Annotated in this window: 18 protein-coding genes and 1 riboswitch; of the genes, 12 read left to right on the top strand and 6 right to left on the bottom strand. The window is 74.7% G+C overall.

Annotation, left to right across the window (positions count from 1 at the left end; translation table 11 throughout):
* Positions 1-4: 4 nt before the first annotated feature.
* Positions 5-1,048, bottom strand: a complete 1,044-nt coding sequence (locus PV789_RS16645; RefSeq protein WP_274973485.1) for an ABC transporter substrate-binding protein — start codon at positions 1,046-1,048, stop codon at positions 5-7.
* Between the two features lie 24 nt (positions 1,049-1,072).
* Positions 1,073-1,252, bottom strand: a riboswitch (cobalamin riboswitch).
* 141 nt (positions 1,253-1,393) lie between these two features.
* Between PV789_RS16645 and PV789_RS16640 the strand changes: the two genes are divergently transcribed.
* Positions 1,394-2,353 (top strand): threonine ammonia-lyase, encoded by a 960-nt coding sequence (locus PV789_RS16640; protein ID WP_274973484.1) that lies wholly within the window; start codon positions 1,394-1,396, stop codon positions 2,351-2,353.
* Positions 2,354-2,420: 67 nt separating this feature from the next.
* On the opposite strand, the gene PV789_RS16635 is transcribed toward PV789_RS16640, so the two are convergent.
* On the bottom strand, positions 2,421-2,645 hold the full coding sequence (locus PV789_RS16635) for a histidine kinase (protein WP_274973483.1): 225 nt from the start codon (positions 2,643-2,645) through the stop codon (positions 2,421-2,423).
* A 190-nt stretch (positions 2,646-2,835) separates the two neighbouring features.
* Complete coding sequence (purB, locus tag PV789_RS16630; protein WP_274973482.1) at positions 2,836-4,266, bottom strand: adenylosuccinate lyase; 1,431 nt, start codon at positions 4,264-4,266, stop codon at positions 2,836-2,838.
* Between the two features lie 191 nt (positions 4,267-4,457).
* Here purB and PV789_RS16625 point away from each other — a divergent pair, with 191 nt between their 5' ends.
* The 7 genes from PV789_RS16625 (at position 4,458) to PV789_RS16595 (ending at position 11,710) form a co-directional block, all read left to right on the top strand.
* Positions 4,458-5,846 carry a sensor histidine kinase gene (locus PV789_RS16625; RefSeq protein WP_274973481.1) on the top strand — a complete coding sequence of 463 codons (1,389 nt, stop codon included), beginning with the start codon at positions 4,458-4,460 and terminating at the stop codon, positions 5,844-5,846.
* A complete protein-coding gene (locus PV789_RS16620) occupies positions 5,813-6,514 on the top strand; it encodes a response regulator (protein WP_274973480.1) in 702 nt (233 codons plus the stop codon). The genes PV789_RS16625 and PV789_RS16620 overlap by 34 nt, the downstream gene beginning before the upstream one ends.
* A gap of 188 nt (positions 6,515-6,702) precedes the next feature.
* Complete coding sequence (locus PV789_RS16615) at positions 6,703-7,659, top strand: oxygenase MpaB family protein (RefSeq protein ID WP_274973479.1); 957 nt, start codon at positions 6,703-6,705, stop codon at positions 7,657-7,659.
* Positions 7,660-7,771: 112 nt separating this feature from the next.
* Complete coding sequence (locus PV789_RS16610) at positions 7,772-7,990, top strand: hypothetical protein (protein ID WP_248770783.1); 219 nt, start codon at positions 7,772-7,774, stop codon at positions 7,988-7,990.
* 107 nt (positions 7,991-8,097) lie between these two features.
* Positions 8,098-8,634, top strand: coding sequence for a GNAT family N-acetyltransferase (locus tag PV789_RS16605; RefSeq protein ID WP_274973478.1), 537 nt, complete (start codon positions 8,098-8,100; stop codon positions 8,632-8,634).
* Between the two features lie 234 nt (positions 8,635-8,868).
* Positions 8,869-10,359, top strand: a complete 1,491-nt coding sequence (locus PV789_RS16600) for an aminopeptidase P family protein (RefSeq protein WP_274973477.1) — start codon at positions 8,869-8,871, stop codon at positions 10,357-10,359.
* Between the two features lie 193 nt (positions 10,360-10,552).
* A complete protein-coding gene (locus PV789_RS16595; RefSeq protein ID WP_274973476.1) occupies positions 10,553-11,710 on the top strand; it encodes a glycerol dehydrogenase in 1,158 nt (385 codons plus the stop codon).
* A gap of 50 nt (positions 11,711-11,760) precedes the next feature.
* Here the strand turns inward: PV789_RS16595 and PV789_RS16590 are convergent, their stop codons facing one another.
* Both PV789_RS16590 and PV789_RS16585 read right to left on the bottom strand, forming a co-directional pair.
* Complete coding sequence (locus PV789_RS16590; protein WP_274973475.1) at positions 11,761-12,015, bottom strand: hypothetical protein; 255 nt, start codon at positions 12,013-12,015, stop codon at positions 11,761-11,763.
* A gap of 172 nt (positions 12,016-12,187) precedes the next feature.
* Entirely contained in the window at positions 12,188-12,637 is a 450-nt protein-coding gene (locus PV789_RS16585) for a phosphotransferase family protein (RefSeq protein ID WP_274973474.1), read from the bottom strand.
* A gap of 349 nt (positions 12,638-12,986) precedes the next feature.
* Here PV789_RS16585 and PV789_RS16580 point away from each other — a divergent pair, with 349 nt between their 5' ends.
* Both PV789_RS16580 and PV789_RS16575 read left to right on the top strand, forming a co-directional pair.
* The gene (locus tag PV789_RS16580; RefSeq protein ID WP_274973473.1) at positions 12,987-13,436 is read left to right on the top strand and encodes a hypothetical protein; all 450 of its coding nucleotides are present in this window, start codon (positions 12,987-12,989) and stop codon (positions 13,434-13,436) included.
* 374 nt (positions 13,437-13,810) lie between these two features.
* Entirely contained in the window at positions 13,811-15,301 is a 1,491-nt protein-coding gene (locus PV789_RS16575; RefSeq protein ID WP_274973472.1) for an MDR family MFS transporter, read from the top strand.
* Positions 15,302-15,459: 158 nt separating this feature from the next.
* Here PV789_RS16575 and PV789_RS16570 read toward each other — a convergent pair whose 3' ends face one another.
* Positions 15,460-15,984 (bottom strand): 6-pyruvoyl trahydropterin synthase family protein, encoded by a 525-nt coding sequence (locus PV789_RS16570; protein WP_274973471.1) that lies wholly within the window; start codon positions 15,982-15,984, stop codon positions 15,460-15,462.
* A gap of 1,325 nt (positions 15,985-17,309) precedes the next feature.
* On the opposite strand from PV789_RS16570, the gene PV789_RS16565 reads away from it, so the two are divergent.
* Both PV789_RS16565 and PV789_RS16560 read left to right on the top strand, forming a co-directional pair.
* Positions 17,310-18,209 (top strand): class I SAM-dependent methyltransferase, encoded by a 900-nt coding sequence (locus PV789_RS16565; protein WP_274973470.1) that lies wholly within the window; start codon positions 17,310-17,312, stop codon positions 18,207-18,209.
* Positions 18,210-18,309: 100 nt separating this feature from the next.
* The gene (locus tag PV789_RS16560) at positions 18,310-21,099 is read left to right on the top strand and encodes an AAA family ATPase (RefSeq protein ID WP_274973469.1); all 2,790 of its coding nucleotides are present in this window, start codon (positions 18,310-18,312) and stop codon (positions 21,097-21,099) included.
* The last annotated feature ends 93 nt before the right edge of the window (positions 21,100-21,192 follow it).

Genomic DNA, 21,192 nt, shown 5'->3' with positions numbered 1-21,192 from the left:
CCGCCTACCCGAACAGGCCGGGGTGCAGGATCCGGGCGACCGTCTCCACTGCGGCCGCGCTGCGCACACCCGCGGAGCGGTCGGCGAAGGTGAACTCCTCCACCTGCCCCTCGGTGACCGCGGTCAGGTTGGCCAGCACGGGGTCGGCCGTGATCCGTTCCACGTCCGGGGCGGCGTCGGCGGCGGTCATCCGGGCGTCGCAGCACACGTCGACCAGGATGAAGTCGGGGTCGCGCGCGATCACGTCCTCGACCGCCACGTCGTGGTTGCGCCCGCCGTCCAGGTCGGCGAAGGCGTTGACGCCGCCGGCCAGCCGGATGATCTCGGTGGAGAAGTCCTGCCCGCCCGCCACCCGGAACCCCTGGTCGCTGGGGCGGCCGACCATCACCGTGGGCCGGTCCTCCTCAGGCACGCGGCCCTCCAGGGCCCGGGCGACCCCGCCTATCGTGCCCTCCATGTCCGCGACGACCTCCTCGGCGCGCTCGCGCGCGTCGAACAGCGCGCCCAGGTCCCGCAGGTCGGCGTAGACGCTGTCCATCGTCACCGAGGCCGGGTCGATGGTCGCGTCGGTGCGGCCGTCCCCGCTCGGGCACAGCGGCGCCGGGATCCAGCTGCCGACGCCCAGTTCGCGCAGGGAGGCCCGCGTGCCGAGGTTCTCGTCGGTGAACACGTCGTTGAACCCGGCGAGCACGAAGTCGGGCCTGTGGTTGAGCAGCTCCTCGCGGCTGGGCAGGTTGGGGTAGTACTCCTGTCCGGCCTGGGCGTCGGCGTACTCCTCCAGGACGGCGGCGTCCAGGAACGCCGTCCCCACCAGGCGGTCGCTGAGGCCCAGCGCGTGGGCGGTCTCGATAGCGGGCTGGTAGGCGGCGAACACCCGTTCCGGCGGGCTGTCCGCGGCCACGTCGACGCCGCAGTTGCGGATCGTCTCCCCGGCGGCCTCGGGGGAGGGGGCGGCGGCGCCGCCGCAGGCGGTCGCGGCCAGGAGCAGGGCGAGGGCGGCGCAGACGGGCAGGCGGTACCGGACCGCGCGTGCCCCGGTGGGCTTCACGAACAAACCATCCTTCGTGGTCTGATGACGCGGACGGTCGCAGCCGGTCTCCTGGCTCCCGGAGTCGGGCTTCTGCCCCGCGCCCCCACCCTTCCCGGGCCGTGTCCGGCCCAGTGGCGTGCGGGAGGCGCCCTCCGGTCACAGTGGCGAGGACCGCGCCGGACTTCCACCGGCTTCCCGTGCACTGCGACGTCGACGATATGGACTTGTGCTGACAGTCAACCGGCCACGGTAGTGCACGCGCGTTCCTTCCGCGAGACCCGCTCCCCTCCCGGCCGACGGCCGCGGCCCCGCGGGCCGCCGGTCCGCACGCGTGGCCGGTCCGGGACCGGGAACAGGGAACGCATGGAACTGATCACGGTGGAGGACGTCCGCGCCGCTCAGGAGCGCCTGCGCGGGGAGGTGGTGCGCACCCCGCTGACGGCGGGCCCCGCCGGAGGGCCGCCGTTCCTGCTCAAACCCGAGAGCCTCCAGCCCACCGGTGCCTTCAAGCTGCGCGGTGCCACCAACGCCGTCGCCCTGCTCGACCCCGCCCGGCGCCGCAGCGGTGTGGTGACCCACTCCTCGGGCAACCACGGCCAGGCGCTCGCTTACGCCGCCGCCCGGCAGGGGGCGCCCTGCACCGTCGTCGTCCCCGAGGGCGCGCCCGGGGTGAAGGTCGACCGCATGCGCGCCCTGGGCGCCCGCATCGTCGTGGTGGCCCCCCGGGAGCGGGAGGCCACCGCGCGGCGGCTCCGGGACGAGGAGGGGCTCACCCTCGTCCCGCCCTTCGACGACCCGCGCGTCATCGCGGGCCAGGGCACGGTCGGCCTGGAGATCCTGGAGCAGTCGCCCGGGGTCGCGACCGTCGTCGTGCCCGTGGGCGGAGGCGGGCTCGCCTCGGGGGTGGCCACCGCCGCGCTGGCCGCCGCGGGCCCGCGCCGCGTCCGCGTCGTGGGGGTGGAGCCCGAACTGGCCGCCGACGCCGCCGAGAGCCTGCGCACCGGGAGTCTGGTCGCCTGGCCGCCCGAGCGCACCCACCGCACCATGGCCGACGGGGTGCGCGTGTGCCTGTCCGAGCTGACCTTCGCCCACCTGCGCGCCCGCCTGGACGAGGTCGTCACCGTGACCGAGGAGGAGATCGCCCGCGCCGTCGCCGCACTCGCCCACGGGGCGCGTCTGGTCGCCGAGCCCAGCGGGGCCCTGGCCGCGGCCGCGGTCCTGGCGGGCCGGGTGCCCACCGCGCCCGGACGCCCGCAGGAGACGGTCGCGGTCGTCTCGGGGGGCAACGCCGACCCGGAGCTGTTCGCCCGCCTGGTGGCGTGAGCCGCGTTTCCGGGCTGGGCGGAGGACGCCCGCCGGGGGCCGGGGGCCGGGGCGGGCGGCGCCGGTCTCAGGCGCGGGAGCCCCCGCCGCCGGCGGGTCCGCTCCCGTTCACCCGCTCCCGCCCGTCCGCGCGCGCCGCCGCGGGGTTCGCGCTCCGGGCGGCGCGCGCGGCGCGGTCCTCGCGGCGGCGCATGGCCATGTCCGCCAGGGCGGCCAGACCGAAGGCGATGACGACGCCTGCGACGATCAGCACGGTCCACAGCGCGGTACCGAAGGAATCGGGGTCGATCATGGGTGCTCCGAGGGGCTCGGGGGTTGGACGTGCCGACAGCACAACCGTAATAGGCGTTAACTTTCGGACCGACTGTTAGCGGTAGTGAGCTGGGTCATACACGCGTCACCGCACGTCCGCACGCCGCACACGGCGAGGGGCCCGGGACGGTGACGCCGTCCCGGGCCCCTCGCCGGGCGAGCCCCGGGCCCTACAGGATCGAACCCGGGGAGTAGGCGGCCGCCTCCGGGTGCGCGGCCACGATCGCGTCGATCCGCTCCACCACGGCGGCCACCTGGTCGGCGGCGGCACCGGTGAAGGTGATCCGGTCGGCCAGCAGTCCGTCCAGCTCCTCGCGGCCGAGCGGGAAGCGCCCGTCCTCGGCCAGGCGGTCCAGCAGCCGGTTGCCCGCGCCCTCCTGGCGCATGGCCAGGGCCGAGCCCACCGCGTGCTCCTTGATCAGCTCGTGGGCGGTCTCGCGGCCCACCCCGGCGCGCACCGCGGCCATGAGCATCTTGGTCGTGGCCAGGAACGGCAGGTAGCGGTCGAGCTCGGCGGAGACCACCGCGGGGAAGGCGCCGAACTCGTCCAGCACCGTCAGCATCGTCTCCACCAGCCCGTCGAAGGCGAAGAACGCGTCCGGCAGGGCCACCCGGCGCACCACCGAGCAGGACACGTCGCCCTCGTTCCACTGGTCCCCGGCCAGCTCACCGGCCATGGACGCGTACCCGCGCAGGATCACGGTCAGCCCGTTGACCCGCTCGCACGAGCGCGTGTTCATCTTGTGCGGCATGGCCGAGGAGCCCACCTGGCCCTCGGCGAACCCCTCGGTGACCAGCTCGTGCCCGGCCATCAGGCGGATCGTCTTGGCCAGCGACGAGGGACCGGCGGCCAGCTGCACCAGCGCGGTCAGCACCTCGAAGTCCAACGAGCGCGGGTAGACCTGGCCCACGCTGGTGAAGCGCCGCTCGAACCCGAGGTGGGAGGCCACCTCGTCCTCCAGCGCGCTCAGCGCGGCGCGGTCCCCGCCCAGCAGGTCCAGCATGTCCTGCGCGGTGCCCACCGGGCCCTTGATCCCGCGCAGCGGGTAGCGGGAGATCAGCTCCTCCAGCCGCCCGTGGGCGACCAGCACCTCGTCCGCGATCGACGCGAACCGCTTGCCGAGCGTGGTGGCCTGCGCCGCCACGTTGTGGGAGCGGCCCGCCATCACCGTCTCGCCGTACTCGGCCGACAGCCTCCCCAGCCGGGCAAGCAGCGCCACCACCCGGTCGCGCGCCAGCAGCAGGCTGTCGCGCACCTGGAGCTGCTCGACGTTCTCGGTCAGGTCGCGCGAGGTCATGCCCTTGTGGACGTGCTCGTGCCCGGCGAGGGCGTTGAACTCCTCGATGCGGGCCTTGACGTCGTGGCGGGTGACCCGCTCGCGCTCGGCGATGGAGGCCAGGTCCACCTGCTCCAGGACCTTCTCGTAGTCCTCGACCACACCGGCCGGGACGTCCACGCCCAGACGCGCCTGGGCGCGCAGCACGGCCAGCCACAGCCGCCGCTCGGCGACCACCTTGTACTCGGGGGACCACAGCCGGGTCAGCTCCGCGGACGCGTAGCGGGCAGCCAGGACATCAGGGATCAGCGGTTTCGCACTCACGTCGTCCGACCCTATCGTCCTGAGCTGCGACGGGCGCGCGGCCACTCCCCCCGAAGGCCCGGGCCCCCTCCCCGGCTCCTCCCCGGCCCCTCCACGCCGGGAACCCGGCTTCCCGGGGTAGGGCCAGCCCCACCCCCGACCCGGTGGCGCAGCTGATTCCGGTGCGCGCCGGGCCTGCCTAACTTTGGGTCATGACCACTCCCGCGGAGTCCCCGAACGCGCCGCGCGCCCTGTTCCAGGCGCTCGGCACGAGGCGTTTCCTGCTCACCCCCTGGCCCTGGCGCGGCCTCGCCTACAGCGGCGGCACCGTCCTGGTGGCCTCCGTCCTGTTCTTCGTCGCCTCTCCCGTCCTGGCCCCCTGGGCGGTACTGTTCATGGCGTGGACCGGCGAGGTCCGGGCCTTCGACGACTACGGCGGGATCGTCCTGGTGCTGGCCCTGTGCCTGACGCTCACGTTCCTGTTCGGCCCGCTGGTCGCCATCCCCCTGGGAGCGCTGGAGCGCTGGCGCCTGGGCCTGGTCGGGGGCGGTCCCCGCGGGAGCGGGCACCGCGAACCGGTCCCCGGGCTGTGGGGGTGGGTACGCACCCGCTACACCGAGGCCGCCACCTGGCGGGAGGTGGCCTACGCGGGGCTGATGCTCCCCCTGTCGGGGGTCACCGCCATGATCACCGGTTTCCTGCTGCTGCTCGCGATCGTCCTGGCCTCCGGTCCGCTCCTGCTGGACGACAGCCCCGGCTCCGTCATCGACCTCGGCCCCGTGAGGCTCACCTCCAGCGCCGAGGCGGCTCCCTACACCCTCCTGGCCCCGCCGCTGCTGGTCGTCCTGCTCTACGCGTCGGCGGCCCTGGCGTGCCTGCACTCCGTGCTGGCCCGCACCCTGCTGGTCGGTCCGCCCAAGGGTGCCCTGCACGCCGAGCTCAACCAGGTCACCGAGTCCCGGGCCCGCCTGGTCAACGCCTTCGAGTACGAGCGCAGGCGCATCGAACGCGACCTGCACGACGGTGCCCAGCAGCGCCTGGTCGCCCTGTCCATGGACCTGGGCGTGGCCCGCCTGGACCTGGAGGAGGGCAGCGAGGCCGACCAGCGCGTGGTCGCCGCGCAGGCCAAGGCCGACGAGCTCATCACCGAGCTGCGCGAACTGGTGCGCGGCATCCACCCCCGGGTCCTCACCGACCGGGGACTGCCCGCCGCCCTGGAGGAGCTGGCCGACCGCTGCCCCGTGCCCGTCACGGTGCACACGCGGATCGGTGGACGCCTGCCCGCGCACGTGGAGGGCACCGCCTACTTCGTGGTCGCCGAGGCCCTCACCAACGTCTGCAAGCACACCGAGGCCGACACCGCCACCGTGCACGCCGGCACGGCACCCGGCGGGCCGGGGCGGCCCGACACCCTGCTGGTGGAGGTCACCGACCACGGCGCGGGCGGCGCCGACCCCGCCCGCGGGTCCGGGCTCACCGGGCTCGCAGACCGCGTCGCCGTCATGGGCGGCACAATGGAGCTGTCCAGCCCCGAGGGCGGACCTACCCGAATCCGAGTGGAGCTTCCGTGCGGACCCGTTCCCCCGACACCGCTGGCGTGACCCCCGACGCGCCCCCGGTGCCCACCGTCCTGGCCGAGGACGGCGTGCTGCTCAGAGAGGGGCTGTCGGGAATCCTGGAGCGCTTCGGCTTCCCCGTCGTGGCCTCGGTCGGCGACGCCGAGGCGCTGCTGTCGGCCGTCGCCGAGCACGAGCCCGGCCTCGTGGTCACCGACATCCGCATGCCGCCCGGCTTCACCGACGAGGGGCTGCGGGCCGCCGTCCGGCTGCGCCGCGAACGCCCGGGCCTGGCGGTGGTCGCGCTGAGCCAGTACGTGGAGCTGAGCTACGCCACCGACCTGCTCGACTCCGGCAGCGGCCAGGGCGTGGGCTACCTGCTCAAGCAGAGGGTGGGCGACGTCCGCGAGTTCGCCTCCGTGCTGCGCCGGGTGGTGGACGGCGAGACCTTCGTGGACCCCGAGGTGGTCCGCCAGCTGCTGCGCCGCCGCGCCGACCCGCTGGAGCGCCTGACCCCGCGCGAGCACGAGGTCCTCGCCCTGATGGCCGAGGGCCGCTCCAACGGGGCGATCGCCCGCCACCTGGTGGTCAGCGACGCCGCCGTCGGCAAGCACGTGGGCAACATCCTGGCCAAGCTCGACCTGCCCCAGGACGAGGGCGTGCACCGCCGCGTCCAGGCGGTCCTGGCCTACCTGCGCGGCCGCCCCGCCTGAGCGCGCGGGAACGGGGCCGTCTGCGCCGCCTGCCGTGCTCCGCGCCCGCGCCCTTCCGGGCGTGTGGGGCGAGCGGGTCCGCCCGGCCGCGCCGCGGACCCGCCGTGGGGCGGGGGAGCACCGGACCTATCGTGGAGGTGCAGAGCCGTCACGGTGCGAACTCCCCCCCGCAGCCCGTAGGAGACCGGATGCAGCCGACCGTCGCCGCCCCCGACAGCGTCACCTGGAAGATCCACCTGGACCGGTCGATGTGGGTGGCGGGCGTGCGCGCCCTCATGCTCCAGGCCCTGCACCCCGTGGCCATGCAGGGGGTGTGGCAGCGCTCGGACTTTCGCTCCGATCCCACCGGCCGCCTGCTGCGCACCGCCCACTTCGTGGCCGTCACCACCTACGGCAGCCCCGCCGAGGCCGACGCGCTCGGCGAACGCGTCCGCCGGGTGCACCGCGCGCTGTCCTTCACCGACCCGGACACCGGCCGCACGCACCGGGTTGACCAGCGCGACCTGCTGGTGTGGGTGCACAGCGCGGAGGTCTCCTCCTACCTGGAGAACGCCGTGCGCGCGGGCGTCGCGCTGACCGCCCGCGACGCGGACCGCTACCTCGACGAGCAGTCGCGCACCGCCGCCTACGTGGGACTGTCGCGCGAGGACGTGCCGCGTTCGGTCGCCGACCTGCGCCGCTACCTGGCCTCGGTCCGGCCCGTCCTGCGCGCCACCCCCGAGGCCCGCCAGGCGGTGCGCTTCCTGCTGTGGCCCAAGGTGCCCGAGCGCCTGTCCTGGCTGGCCCCGCTCAAGCCCCTGTGGTTCCCGGTCGGTGCGCTGTCCTACGCCACCCTGCCCGCGTGGGCGCGCCGCGCCTACGGGATCCTGCCCGAGGCCCCCGGCGGGGACGCGGCGGCCACCGCGTCGCTGCGGACCCTGAGGGCGGTGCTCAACCGGGTGCCCGAGCGCTACTACAACCTCCTCTTCGACGAGGCCACCGTGCGCAGCGCCGAGGAGGCCAGACAGCGGCTGCTGGAGGCCGGGTACGAGGTCGAGAACGGGTTCCGGGCCATGCGCGCCCGCACCCTCTTCCGGGCGCCGTCGGCCTCCGCCGCGACGTCCTCCCCGCCGCCCGCGGACGACCGGGCCGCCGCGGGGGCCTGAGACGGGCTTGTGGCCCGGCCGCGGGCGGTCTCGCCTTCGCGCAACCGGTGGCCCGGGCCGGGGGAGCGTCCCGGGTAGCGTGGAGGGGTTCCCGTGGACCGAGGGGGCCGCGATGAAGCGCCGCGTACGCCAGTACAGCCTCGTTATGGGAGCGTGCCTGCTCCTGTTCGCCGGTGCGCTGCCCGTCTACTACCTCTTCGGCGCGGGATGGGCGGTGGCCATGTGCGCGGTGGCGGCCGTCCTGCCGCCGGTGGCCGCTGCCCTGGGCAGCATCGCCGACCCCGACGACCCGGAGGACCGCGACAACAGGTACGGGCCCAACGCCGACTGACCGCCCCCGTCACGGGCCCGCTGGTCCGGCGCGTAGTATTCCGGCGGAATCGGGCACCGCACGCCGTCACCGCTGCGGGACGCCCCGCCGTCCAGGGGGAGGAACGCGTGACACACACCGGTACCGAGGCCGTCGCGGCGGACCCGCGGACCAGCGCGGTCCGCATGCTGCGCGTGCGCCACGACGACCCGCGCGTGCGGGGGCTGCTCGACGGGCTGCTGGAGGAGTACACCGAGCGCTACGGCGCCGAGGGCGCGGCCGACGAGCTCGCGCGCTACCCGGTGACCGAGTTCGCCGCTCCCCACGGCCGCCTCGTGCTGGCCGAACTGGACGGGGAGATCGTCGCCGGAGGGGCTGTGCGCCCCTACAAGAAGGACCGGGCGGCCATGGCCGACACCGCCGAGTTCAAGCGCGTCTGGACCTCGGGGCGCCACCGCCGCCTCGGACTGGCCAGCCGGGTGATGACCGCGCTGGAGGAGGCCGCCCGCGACCTCGGCTACACCCGGGTCCTGCTGTTCACCGGTCCCGCCCAGCCCGAGGCTGTCGCCTTCTACACGCGGATCGGCTACCGGCCGGTCGACCCGGCCGACATCGACGAGCTGCCCCACCGCACGGCCATCCCCTTCGCCCACGACCTCGTGTGAGGAGGCGGGCGACCGGCCACAGGAGGGGCTCGTCCTGAGAGCGGCGCCCGCGCCCGGTGCCCGGCCGCCGGAGGGGTTCGCGCCGGGGGGCGTCCACGGCCTCCGACGGGGCCGGTCGCGTTATGGCTTCCGGTATGTCCGCGCGACGGCCGCACCCCGGGGCCTCCCCGTACGATGGGTGGCCAGGGCCGCCACAAGCGGCCACGACGCCGGACCCGCGAGGAGACGCACGACGTGAGCGAGCAGCAGCGCCCCCAGGACGAGACGAACGCCCCCGTGTTCAGTCCCCGCAAGAACGGGCAGGCGCAGTCGGTCTCCGACGAGCTCGCCGCGTGGATGACCACCGGGTGGGCCGACACCGAGCGGCGCGACCTGGAGCCCGTCGAGCAGGCCGGGCACACCGCCCGCCGCCGCGCCGCGCTCAGCGCGGCCTTCCCCGGCGACCGCCTGGTCGTCCCGGCCGGGCAGCTGCTCACCCGCTCCAACGACACCGAGTACCCGTTCCGGGCGGCCACCGACTACGCCTACCTCACCGGCGACACCTCCGACGGCGGCTGCCTGGTGTTCACGCCCCGCGCCGAGGGCGGACACGACGTGGTCCTCTACCTCAAGCCCCGCTCCAACCGCGACAACGGCGAGTTCTGGCTGGGCGGCTACGGCGAGCTGTGGACCGGCCGCCGCAACAGCCTCTCCGAGGCCGCCGACCTGCTGGGCGTGGCCACCGCCGACGTGACCACGCTGTCCGGCGTGCTGCGCGCGGGCGGCGCGACCACCCGCATCGTGCGCGGCCACGACGCCGACCTCGACGCGGTCGTCGACGGGCTGCGCGCCGACGCCGACGAGGAGGCCCGGGCCAAGTACGCCCAGCTCGACGAGGACCTCTCCGTCACGCTGGCCGACCACCGCCTGGTCAAGGACGAGTGGGAGATCGCCCAGCTCCAGCTGGCCGTGGACGCCACCGTGCGCGGCTTCGGCGACGTCGTCAAGGCGCTGCCGCAGGCCAAGGACACCTCCGAGCGCTTCATCGAGGGCACGTTCTTCCTCCGCGCCCGGGTGGAGGGCAACGACGTCGGCTACGGCACCATCGCGGCCTCCGGCGCCAACGCCACCACCCTGCACTGGACCCGCAACGACGGCCCGGTGCGCGAGGGCGACCTGCTGCTGCTGGACGCGGGCGTGGAGACCACCACGCTGTACACCGCCGACGTCACCCGCACCATGCCGGTGTCGGGCACCTTCACCGACGTGCAGCGCCGCGTCTACGACCTGGTGTACGCCGCCCAGGAGGCCGGTATCGCCGCCGTCGCCCCGGGCAGGCCGTTCACGGCCTTCCACGAGGCGTCCCAGCGGGTGCTGGCCGAGGGCCTCGTCGAGTGGGGCCTGCTGGAGGGCCCGGTCGAGCGCGTCCTGGAGCTGGGCCTGCAGCGCCGGTACACCCTGCACGGCACCGGCCACATGCTGGGCATGGACGTGCACGACTGCGCGGTCTCGCGCCAGGAGGTCCACCTGTACGGCGACCTGGAGCCGGGTATGGTGCTCACCGTCGAGCCGGGCCTGTACTTCCAGCCCGACGACCTGACCGCCCCCGAGGAGCTGCGCGGCATCGGCGTGCGCATCGAGGACGACGTGCTGGTCACCGAGGAGGGCCGCACGGTCATGTCGGCCGGTCTGCCGCGCTCCTCCGCCGAGGTGGAGGCCTGGCTGGCCGAGCGCCTGCCGCACTGACCCTCTCCGGACACATCACGGGACCGCCTCCTCGGGGGCGGTCCCGTCGTCGTGTGCGGCGGGCGGGAGGAACGCGTCCGCGCCCCTGCTGGTGCCCAAGAGTGGCCCATGCCTCGCCACAGCACGTTTGGGCAGGTGGATGCGCGGCCAGCGGGAGGGGGAGGGAAATCCACCGAGGAGGAGGTTCCACCCCATGGCAGAGCACACCCACGCAACCCGGCCGCGCGTCTTCGCCTCGCCGGGACGCTACGTCCAGGGACGGGGCGCCCTGGCCCGGCTGGGCCCGCTCGTCTCCGACCACGGCTCCCGCCCGCTCGTCCTGGTCGACGACGTCGTCCGCGGGCTGACCGAGGACGTCCTCACCGCCTCCTTCCGCGAGGCGGACCTGCCCTTGGTTTTCGAGCGCTTCGGCGGCGTTCCGACCAGGGCCGAGGCCGAACGCGTCTCCGGGACGATCCGCGACGGCGGCCACGACGTGGTCATCGGCCTGGGCGGCGGGGCCGCGATCGACACCGCCAAGGCCGCGGGGGACAACACGGGGGTTCCCTGGGTCAGCGCGGCCACGGTCGCCTCGACCGACGCGCCCACGTCGGCGCTGTCGGTGGTCTACACCGAGTCCGGGGCGTTCGAGTCCTACCGCTTCTACGACCGCAACCCGGCGCTGGTGGTCGTCGACACGCAGTTCGTGGCCGAGGCGCCCACCCGGTTCCTGGCCGCCGGGGTCGGCGACGCCCTCGCCACCTGGATCGAGGCGCGCGCGGTGGAGCGGGCGCACAGCACGAACATGGTGGAGGGGCTGCCGACCCGTGCGGGCACGACCCTGGCGCGCCTGTCCTGGGACATCCTGTGGGAGTCCTCCCTGCCCGCGCTGGAGGCGGTGGACCGCGGCCTGGTGACCCCGGACGTGGAGGCCGTCGTGGAGGCCACCACGCTGCTGTCCGGCCTGGGCTTCGAGTCCGGCGGTCTGGCCGCCGCGCACGCGGTGCACGACGGGCTGACGGCGGTGGACGAGACGCACCACCTCGCCCACGGGGAGAAGGTCAACATCGGCTCGCTCACCCAGCTCCTGCTGGAGGGCGCCCCGGCCTCGGAGGTGGACGACTTCGCGCGGTTCACGGCGCGCGTGGGCCTGCCGACCACCCTGACCGAGGCGGGGCTGGGCGACGCCGACGACGAGGTGCTCGACCGGGTCGTGGCCGCGGCGACCGCGCCGGAGGAGACCATCCACAACCTCGCGTTCACGCCCTCGGCCCGGGACGTGCGCGACGCCCTGCGCGCGGTGGAGGGGGTCGGCCGCCGCGCCCGCCGCGAGGCCGGGCTCGGGGAGCCGCAGGCGCCCGGGGCCCACTGACCGCACCCGGGCGCCGCTCGCCCCGGCGGGGCCGGTCCGGTCCGCCGGGTTCAGTCCAGCGGCCCGGCCAGTCGGGCCAGGTCGGCCTCCAGGTGCCCGGCCAGGAACGCCCTGGTCCGGGCCGCCTCGTCCGGCGCGTGCCCGCGCGGGGTGGGTTCGGTGAACATGATCAGGTGCAGGTAGACCCGGTAGAGCGCGAGCCTGCGCAGCAGGCCGGGGGAGAAGTCGACGCTGCCCCCGGCCTCGCGGTAGCCCGCCAGGAGCGCGGTGTCGTCGCGGACGTCGCCCAAGAGCGCCAGGGACACCAGTTCGGCCGCCGGGTCGCCCCAGAAGGCGCGCTCGGCGTCGACGATCCCGCTGCCGAGACCAGCCGCAGGATCCGCGCGCCGCCGCCGGGCAGCGCGACCGAGAACCGGTCGGCGCCGGCCACCACCGCCTCCGCCATCGCGCCGAAGGCCTCCGGCCAGGTGGGCGCGCTCAGCCCGTCCCGCCCCGGGTAGCCGAACCCGTCGCCGGTGGCGGTGTGCAGCGCCGCCACGGCCCTCCCCAACTCCCTGCGGACCCCGTCCAGGGGACCCCGGGCAGGTGGCCGAGGAACAGGTACGCGCGGCCGGGATCCCCGGGGACGGCGCCCAGGTGCAGCACCTCGGGCACGAGCGGGCCGCACACGGGCCGTGTCCGCTCGTGGACCAGGGCCTCGGTGGCGGTGATGCCGTGCTCGTAGGTGAGCCGGGGCCGGTCGGAAGGGGGCGCGAGCTTGAGCACCGACCCGCGGCCGTCGGCCAGGACCACGCGGTGCACGGAGTTGTAGGTGCCGCCGGTGAGCACCGCGCGTTCGCGCACGCGGGCCCCGCCGCCGAAGGCCGCGCGCACGAGCGCCTCCAGGAGGGCGTCGTCGGGGTCGGTGGCGGGGGAGGGGAGGGGCATGCCCGCACCCTAGCCCTGCAGGGCCCGACCCCGCGGGACGGTCCGGTTGGCCCGCGGCCGCCTCCGCGCCGAAACCACCGCTGGGGACCGGAAGGCCGCCGGAGCAAAACCCCTCACGCCACATCGTCAACATTTCTGGTCGGCGCTCCCTAACGGCCCTTCGGAGGAGGCGTGCACCTCCGCGCGGACGTCGTCCGAGGTCGCCCCCGCGGGCCCGGACGGTCCGGCGGTTCCGGCGGCCGCGAGCGACCGCGGCCCCCGTCCCCCCGAGGTTTCGCCGGGGCCGAACGGGATAGCCGGGATAGCACCCGGCCGCGTTCGGCGGCCGAAGAACGAGGGGACACCGACCATGGGCGCATCATCGGGCGCGGGCCGCGCACTGCTGCTGGGGCTGGCCGCGGGGTCGCGGAGCACGCTCGGGGGCGCGCCGCTGTGGCACTCCGCGGGGACGGGCAAGCGCGCGCTCATGGCGCTGGCCGCGCTCGGGGAGTTCTCCGGGGACAAGCTCCCCGGCATCCCCAGCCGCACCGCCGCGCCGAGCCTGACGGCCAGGGTGGTGAGCGCGGGCACCGGCGGCGCCCTGCTGGCCCGGGGAGCGGGCGCGTCACCCGTCTTGGCGACCGTCCTCGCCGCCGCGGCCGCGCCGGTCGGCACCCTGGCGGGGGTGGGATGGCGGCGGTACTGGAGCGGTACGGGCCGTCCGGCCTGGATCGGCGGCGTCGTGGAGGACGCCTGCGCGCTCGCCCTGGCGCGCACCGCCTGCCGGGGGCTGCCCGCGGACGGCTCCGCCCGCGGCTGAGGACCCGTGTCCGGGGACCCGCGGCTGAGGGGCGCGCGCCCCGGTCGCGGTCGGCGTGACGCCCGGCCTGTCCCGGTGCGCGCTCCGGTCCCCTTCCTCCCGGCGTCGGACCGGACCCGGCTCCCGCTCCGGGCACACTCCGTTTACGGTCGGGTCGAATCCGACATCAACACCGGTCACACCCCACCCGCCACGAACCCGGGACCGGCACCGGGCCCCCGCGGCGGGTTTGCTGCGCCGACGGCGCGGTTATGGTCCAGAACACACCGCTGTTCCGGGAACGGGCGGATGGTCTGGAGCGTTGGGGTACCTCTGGGGAGGTTCCGCGAACCCTCCGGACGAACCCTTTCGAACACCACAATCTGAGGACATCTGTGACCGGGCAGCCCACTCCATCCACGGCCGAGACCGCTTCGGCCCCACCGCAGGACGACAAGAGCGCGCGGGCGGGTCGCTTCATCATCCCCCTGCTCCTGGTCTCGGCGTTCGTGGTGATCCTGAACGAGACGATCATGGGCGTGGCGCTGCCCGCGCTCAACCGGGACCTCGGCATCTCGGTCTCCACCGGACAGTGGCTGACCTCGGCCTTCATGCTCGTGATGGCCGTGGTGATCCCCGCTACCGGCTTCCTGCTCCAGCGCTTCCACGTGCGCCAGGTGTTCATCACCGCGATGACCCTGTTCAGCGTCGGCACGCTGCTGTGCTTCCTCGCCCCCGGCTTCGGCTTCCTGCTCGTGGGCCGCGTGGTCCAGGCGGCGGGAACGGCGATCATGATGCCGCTGCTCATGACCACCGTGCTGAACATGGTTCCCTCGGACCGCCGCGGCCGCACCATGGGCAACATCTCCATCGTCATGTCGGTCGCGCCCGCCGTCGGCCCGACCCTGGCGGGTCTCATCCTCAGCGTGCTCGACTGGCGGTGGATGTTCGGCCTCGTCCTGCCCATCGCGATCCTGGGCCTGGTCCTGGGCGCCCTCTTCATCCGCAACGTCACCGAGCCGCGCACCGCCAGCATCGACGTCCTCTCGCTCCTGGTGTCGGCTGTGGCCTTCGGCGGGCTCGTCTACGGCTTCTCCGGCCTGGGCGAGGGCGAGGCCACCGCCGTGGTCCCGCCCTTCGCCTCGATCGGGGTCGGCGCCGTCGCGCTGGTGCTGTTCGTGTGGCGCCAGCTGCGCCTCCAGCGCCGCGACCGCGCCCTGCTGGACCTGCGGGTGTTCGGCTCCAGGCAGTTCTGCGTCTCGATCGGCCTGGTCCTGATCAGCTTCATGGCCCTGTTCGGCACCCTCATCCTGCTGCCGGTCTACATGCAGAACGTCCTGGGCCACGACACGCTCGTCACCGGCCTGGCCCTGCTGCCCGGCGGTCTGGTCATGGGCCTGCTCGCCCCGGTGGTCGGCCGCCTCTACGACCGCGTCGGCCCGCGCCCCCTGGTCATCCCGGGCTCGGCGCTGGTGTCCCTGGTGCTGTGGGGCATGACCCTGCTCGACGCCCAGACGCCGGTCGGCTTCGTCATCGCCGCCCACATGGCGCTCAGCGTCGGCCTCGGCTTCATGTTCACCCCGCTGCTCACCGGCGCGCTGGGTTCGCTGCGGCCTGAGCTGTACTCGCACGGCAGCGCCGTGGTCGGCACCGTGCAGCAGGTCGCGGGCGCGGCCGGCACGGCGATCTTCGTCGCGATCATGTCCGGCACGTCGGCGGGCCTGCTCACCGACGGCCTCACCGAGGTCAACGCCCAGGCGGGCGGCGTCCACGCGGCCTTCCTGGTCGGCGCGGCGGTCTCCGTCGTGGCCTTCGCGCTGACCTTCCTCGTGCGGCGCTCGCAGGCCGCCGCCCCGGAGGGCGGCGCTCCCACCCCGGCCCACTAGGGGTCGCCGCGGGGCCCGTGAGGGCCGTGGGCACAAGCAGGAGGGGCGTCGGGGACCGGTCCCAGCGGACCGGCTCCCCGGCGCCCCTCGTCGGTTTCACGCCCTGCGTGCGGACGGCCGCCCCCTCCCGGCCACGGCGTCCGGCGCCGCGCCGCGGGTCAGTCGGCGGCCAGGACGCGCTCGAAGGAGCGCTCACCGGCCTGGGAGGAGGCCGCGGGGTGGTACGCCGCCGTGTTGACGTGGGTCTCGGTGACCTCGACACCGGTCACCCGCGCGCCCGCCGCCCGGTCCCCGCCGTCGAGCAGGTCCTGTGCGACCCGGCCCAGCATCACGGCGACGGCCTCGACCGTCGGGTAGGGCAGGTCGCGGGCGTAGCGCTCGGTGCCACCGGGCGAGGCCGCCCCGAACCGGTAGACCTTGCTGCCGTGCTCCGCCAGGACCGCGGCCAGCGGGTCCCCGGCGCCGAGCATGGCCCCGTGGTCGAGGTGGGTGTCGACGAAGGCGCGCAGCGCCTTCTTGAAGGCGCCGAACTCCACGACGGTGCCGTCCCCGCCCAGGGCGGGGGCGCTCACGCTGACCTCGGCCCACCAGGAGTGGCCGTGCAGGTTCATGCACTTCCCGCTCAGGTGGGGGAGCCGGTGGGCCGTCTCGAAGTTGTGCCGGACTCGGATGCGGTGCGTCATCGGGACTCTCCTTCGCGTACGCGGTCGGGTCGGGTGCCCCGGCGTCCGGGAGGGCGTGGCGCCGGGCCGGGCGGGTGAGGCGCCGACCGCACCGCATGCGGCCGTCCGGGCGGCGGGTCCGGCTCCGGCCGGGTGGGGCGGACGGCACGGTGGGCGGCTCGGGTACGGCGGAGCGGGGTCGGCATCGACGGTGGCCCGAAAGCCGGCGGACGGCCATTTCCATGACACGTGCGCTCGTGCCGTCCCGGTTCCGTCCTTCGCGCCGACGACTGACACGATGACATCTCCTCGCCGCTCCCGGGAAAACCATAGTTGATTATCCGGCGCAGCAGGAGGGGCGTTCGGGATCGTTTTTCCGGCGGGGTCCGGGCCGCCCTCTTCGAATATCACCATGTCCGGAAAAATCGTGCGAACGAAAATTCGGGGCGAAAGGTCCGAGTTCGCGTGACGGGGGCCACGCGGCTCCGCGGCGGCACCAAGGGCGTGTAGCGCGAGGTCAGGAACGCCTCTGCCGTGCGTCGGCGTTCGCCCCCCGAAGGCGCCCGGGCCGCGGACCACCCGCGGTACGGTGGCTCCGCGGGGCGCACGCCCTTCGTGGAGAAGAGGGCCGGAGCTGCTGCTTCCCGAATTTTCGCACGGGTCAGAACCCCCTTTTCCGGTCGTGCGGGAACGCCGTACCGGCCTGGGTCGGGGCCGTGTCGCGGTGGCCGGCCGCGCTCCCGTGGGGGGCGGCTGTGCGCGTCGGTGAGAAACCGGTTGTGTCGGGGTGCGCGTGTCGCAAGGTCATGTCAGATGACGTTGAATGACACACAAAAGACTGTTTTATGCCCTGTTCCCATGATGGTCAGAGGTTTTCGTGTCGGCCTGCTCCGGGTGCCTTTCATTCTTCCCGGAGGGGTGGAGATTGTTTCCGCGGGAATGTACTCTGGTGGCGTCTTGGCGATTTCTCTGCAATGCTCCTGGGACGATCTTTTCGAGGGTGAATTCCGGGAGGCGGTAGATCCTGTTGTCCATGAGATCGACTTCGTCCACCCGGCGAGAGCCGACACGGCCCGGACAGGCGCACGGCGAACACGGGCTCCGGCGGACGGGAGAGTCGACGCCCACCGATCCCCGCGCCCGCCCCCTCAACCCCGGGACGGCGCGGCCCAGCCCACCCGTACCGACCGCGGCGGCCGACACACCGGGCCGGGACGGCCGCCGCCAGCCCGCCTTCGGGCTGGAGCCCGCCTCGGACACCGGCCCCGGACGGCCCGCACCGGGGCTCCCCGGCGTCGGCGGACCCCGTCCGCCCCCTTCCCGCGACCACGAGAGGTGAGTCAGACATGGCACGAGCACGCACCCGAACACCGGTACCCGGCAACCCGCCCGAGGGGTCCGGGAACCCTGCACGGCTGTCACTGGACCAACTCCTGGAGCACGACGCCCTGGGGCCCGCGGACCTCATGCCCACGCGGTACCGGGGGCCGCGGAGCGTGACCGGCGACGGGTGGGTGGAGTTCGCGACCCGGCTGGAGCGCGGTGAGGAGCTCGCCCTCGTCCGGAGCCTCACGGCAGCCAACCGCCGCGTGCTCGACGTCGGCGGCGGGATCGGGGAGATGGCGCGCACCGTCGCGGCGAGGACGGGCTCCTGCACGGCCATCGAGCCCCACCCCCAACTGGTGGAGGCGATCCGCGACGAGGCCACCCGCGGTGTGGTGGACGTCCACCCCGGGACCGCAGAGGACATCCCCTTCCCCGACGACTCGTTCGACGCCGTCTACAGCGCGTGGGTCCTCCAGTACGTCGAGGACATCGAGCGGGCCGTCGCGGAGATGGTCCGGGTCTGCGACCCGGGCGACCCGGAGTCCAAGATCGTGCTGTTCGCCGCGGGGTCGGGCAACGAGCTCATGAGGCTGGTCAACGAGGTCTGCGTGCCGATCGCCGAGGAGCCCTACGACCACCACGGTTACCTGCTGACGCAGGCCGCCCGTGCGCTCGCCGCCCGGGGCTTCGGCGACTTCTCCCTGCACCGCGCCGAGTCCTCGATCCGGTTCGACGGGGAGGAACCGGCGGAGCGGGCCGCGACCGCGGCGGCCGTCCTGACCGGGTTCTGGTACGAGCGGCACCCCAGGGCCGAGGAGATCAGGAGTGCGCTGGAGTCCGCCCTGACCGGCCACTTCGCGCTCAGGCCCCACGCGATCGGCGACCAGTCAGCGGTTCTGGTCGCCCGACCGGAATCCTGACCCCGGTGACCGGGCCGTCGCGGCACGTCCGCCGACGGGAACCCGTCCGGGGCGGTCGGACCGTCTCCGAGGCCAGTTCCCCCCGAACACGAGGATGAGGATGCCCGAGCCCCGGACGCGGCGCAGCGGGATCGTGGGCAGGACCGAACCGCTCACGAGGCTGCTCTCGGCCCGTCGACACAGCCGCCGTACGGGGCTCACCTGTCACGTGGTGACGGGAGAGCCCGGTGTGGGGCGGACCACCCTGCTCTCCCTGGTGTACCGCCCCACACCGTCCAGCACCGGACCCGCGGTGCACATCGCGTGCTCCCGGCACGTGAACCGCCTGGTCACCGCTCTCACCGACGCCCTCGGCCGGGTCGCCGACGGACACCCCGCCGAGGAGGGGGGTACCACCGCTCCGCCCCGAGCCAGGGGAGCGGGAGGCGGGCCGACCGGCCCCCGGGAGCTGGTGGAGGCGCTGACCCGGGACGCCCCCCTGGTGATCGCGCTGGACGACGTCGACCAGGCGGGGCCCGAGTCACTGGTGCGGTTGCGGGGCGTCCTGCGCGACGTCGCCCACCTTCCCGTGACGCTCGTCGCCTCGACCCGGAGCGGCGAACCGGCCGCGGCGCCGACCGAACTCGCCGATCTGCTCTCCGGCGCCCGCACCATCACCCTGCGCGGGCTGTCGGAGCGGGAGACCGGCGCGCTGATGCGCGAGCGGCTGGGCCGCCGGTTCGACGCGGACCTCGTCACGGCCTCCCACGAGATCACCGTCGGCAACCCGTTCCTTACGCGGGCCCTGTGCGACTGGATCCGGGCCCGCGAGTCCCCGGTGCGCTCACCGGCCGAGCTGCGAAGCGTCGCGCTCCCCTCCGTGGCCGACGCGATGATCGGCCGGGCGAACCGCTTCCACCCGCGGACCCGGGCGGTGGCCGAGGCGGTCGTGGTCGCGACGGCCTCCGGCGAGGCCGACCCCGCTCTGGTCGCGCACCTGAGCGGAACCGGGCTCGGGGAGACGATGGCCGCGCTCGACCTCCTGGCGCGGATGCGCCTGGTCACCGACGACCACGCGGTGACGCTGCGCCACCCGCTGCTCCACACCGCACTGCTCGGCTCCATGACCGTGATGAGCCGCAACGCGGCGCACCTGGCCGCCGCCGACTTCCTGCGCCGCAGACCCGGCGCGGAGCGGCGGGTGGCCCGCCACCTCACGGAGTCGACGGTGCCCCTGGACGCCCCGTGGTCGTCCGCCGCCCTGATCACGGCCGCGCGGCTCCCCGACACGACCGCGCGGGACCGCGTGCGCTACCTGGAGCACGCCGTCCAGGCGGGGGGAACGGGCGCGTGGCCCGGTGTCGCCCCCGAACTGGCGGCCGCCCGGATCGCGTTCGACCGGCGGGGCGGCCTGAGCGCCACGGTGGAGGCACTCGGCCGCACCACCGACGACGCGGTCCGTCGCCGCCTGCTCGGCCTGATCGGCGCGACGCTCTGCGAGGGCGAACGCGGCGACGACGCGTCCGCCGTCCTGCGGACGGTGGGGGAGGCCGTCGCCGGAACGGAGCGGGAGGCCTGGCCGCGGACCTTCCTCGCTCACGGCCGGTCCCTGCCGCCGGAGCCGACTGCCGCCCAGCCGACCGAAGGGGCTCCCGGCCCCGCCGACGTGCCGCGCTCTCCCGCCGTCACGGCCGTCAGCGCCTTCTCCTCCTACCTCATGGGCGGGCCGCCGTCGTCCGTGCTCGCCGACGCGAGGCGGGCCCTGGACCACGGCCTCGACGAGCTCCTGCTCCAACCGCCCGCCCTGCCCGCCGCCCTGTCGGTGCTGGTCGGCTGCGGGCACCAGGCGGAGGCGTCCACGCGTCGGCGCTCGCTGGTCGCCGATCCGGACCGGCTGCCCCGCTGGGTGGGCACGGCGGTCCGGCTCACCGAGGCGGCGGGGTCCTACGCCGCGGGCGACCTGTCCGCGGCCCGGCACGCGCTCACGCAACAGCTCTCGGAACTGCCCGCCCACGGTGGTCGGGGCTACAGCGGATTCCGGACCCGCGTCGTCGGCCTCCTGGCCAACGTCCACCTGGACCTGGGCGACCCGGAGGCGGCGGAGGCGCTGTTGAGCCGACACCACCACGACGGCCACCCGCCGACGGCGTGGCACGACGCCGACGTGCCACTCGCCCGAGCGCGGCTGAGGATCAGGGAGGGCGCCCTGTCCCAGGGCGCCGAGGACCTGTTGGAGGTCGTCCGACGCCGGGACGCGGCGGGGGTCCGGGGGCCGGGCACGCTCTGCTGGCGGAGCGAGGGCGCCCTCCTCCTGGCCAAGGCGGGCGCCCGTGACGAGGCTGTGCGCGACGCCCGCCGACAGGTGGAGTTCGCGGAGGGGACCGGTTCGCCGCAGGAGCGGGCCCGCGCGCTGCGGGTGTGGGGCGCGCTCGCCCGGGAGCCCGCGTCGGCGGAGGCGCTGAGCTCGGCGGTGGACCTGCTCAAGGGCACCGGACACGACCTCGAAACCGCGCGGACCACGGCGGAGCTGGGCACGGTGCTGGCGCGGATGGGCCGCCACGGGGAGGCCGCGGCGGCCCTGAGCCGTTCGGCCGCCCTGGCCGCCGGACAGGGCGCACGCGACCTCGCCGACCGGGTACGGCTCCAGTTGGTGGCCCTGGAGGCGTGCACCTCACGCGACGTCTCCGTGCGGGGCATCCTCGCCCTGACCCCGCGCGAACGGCAGATCCTCATCGACGCGCTGCTGGGGCAGGCCAACAAGACGATCGCGGGCCGTCGGCACATCACCCGTCGCACGGTAGAGCTGCACCTGTCGAGCGCCTACCGCAAGCTGGGCATCTCCGGGAGGGGAGAGTTCGGCAAGATCCTCGGCAGCCCCGGAAGGTGGGAGATCCTGGTCGGCGGGGAGTGAGCCGGACCCGGGACTGCGGTGGGACGCGCGAACACTTCGGTCGCCGTCCGTGATGCCACGCCGACGTGCGCGCACGAGAGTGGAACCGCAGGA

This window comes from Nocardiopsis camelliae, assembly GCF_028993595.1.
GTDB lineage: Bacteria > Actinomycetota > Actinomycetes > Streptosporangiales > Streptosporangiaceae > Nocardiopsis > Nocardiopsis dassonvillei.
Note: the sequence above shows the minus strand (reverse complement) of the source record. Positions and strands in the feature narration are given on the sequence as shown.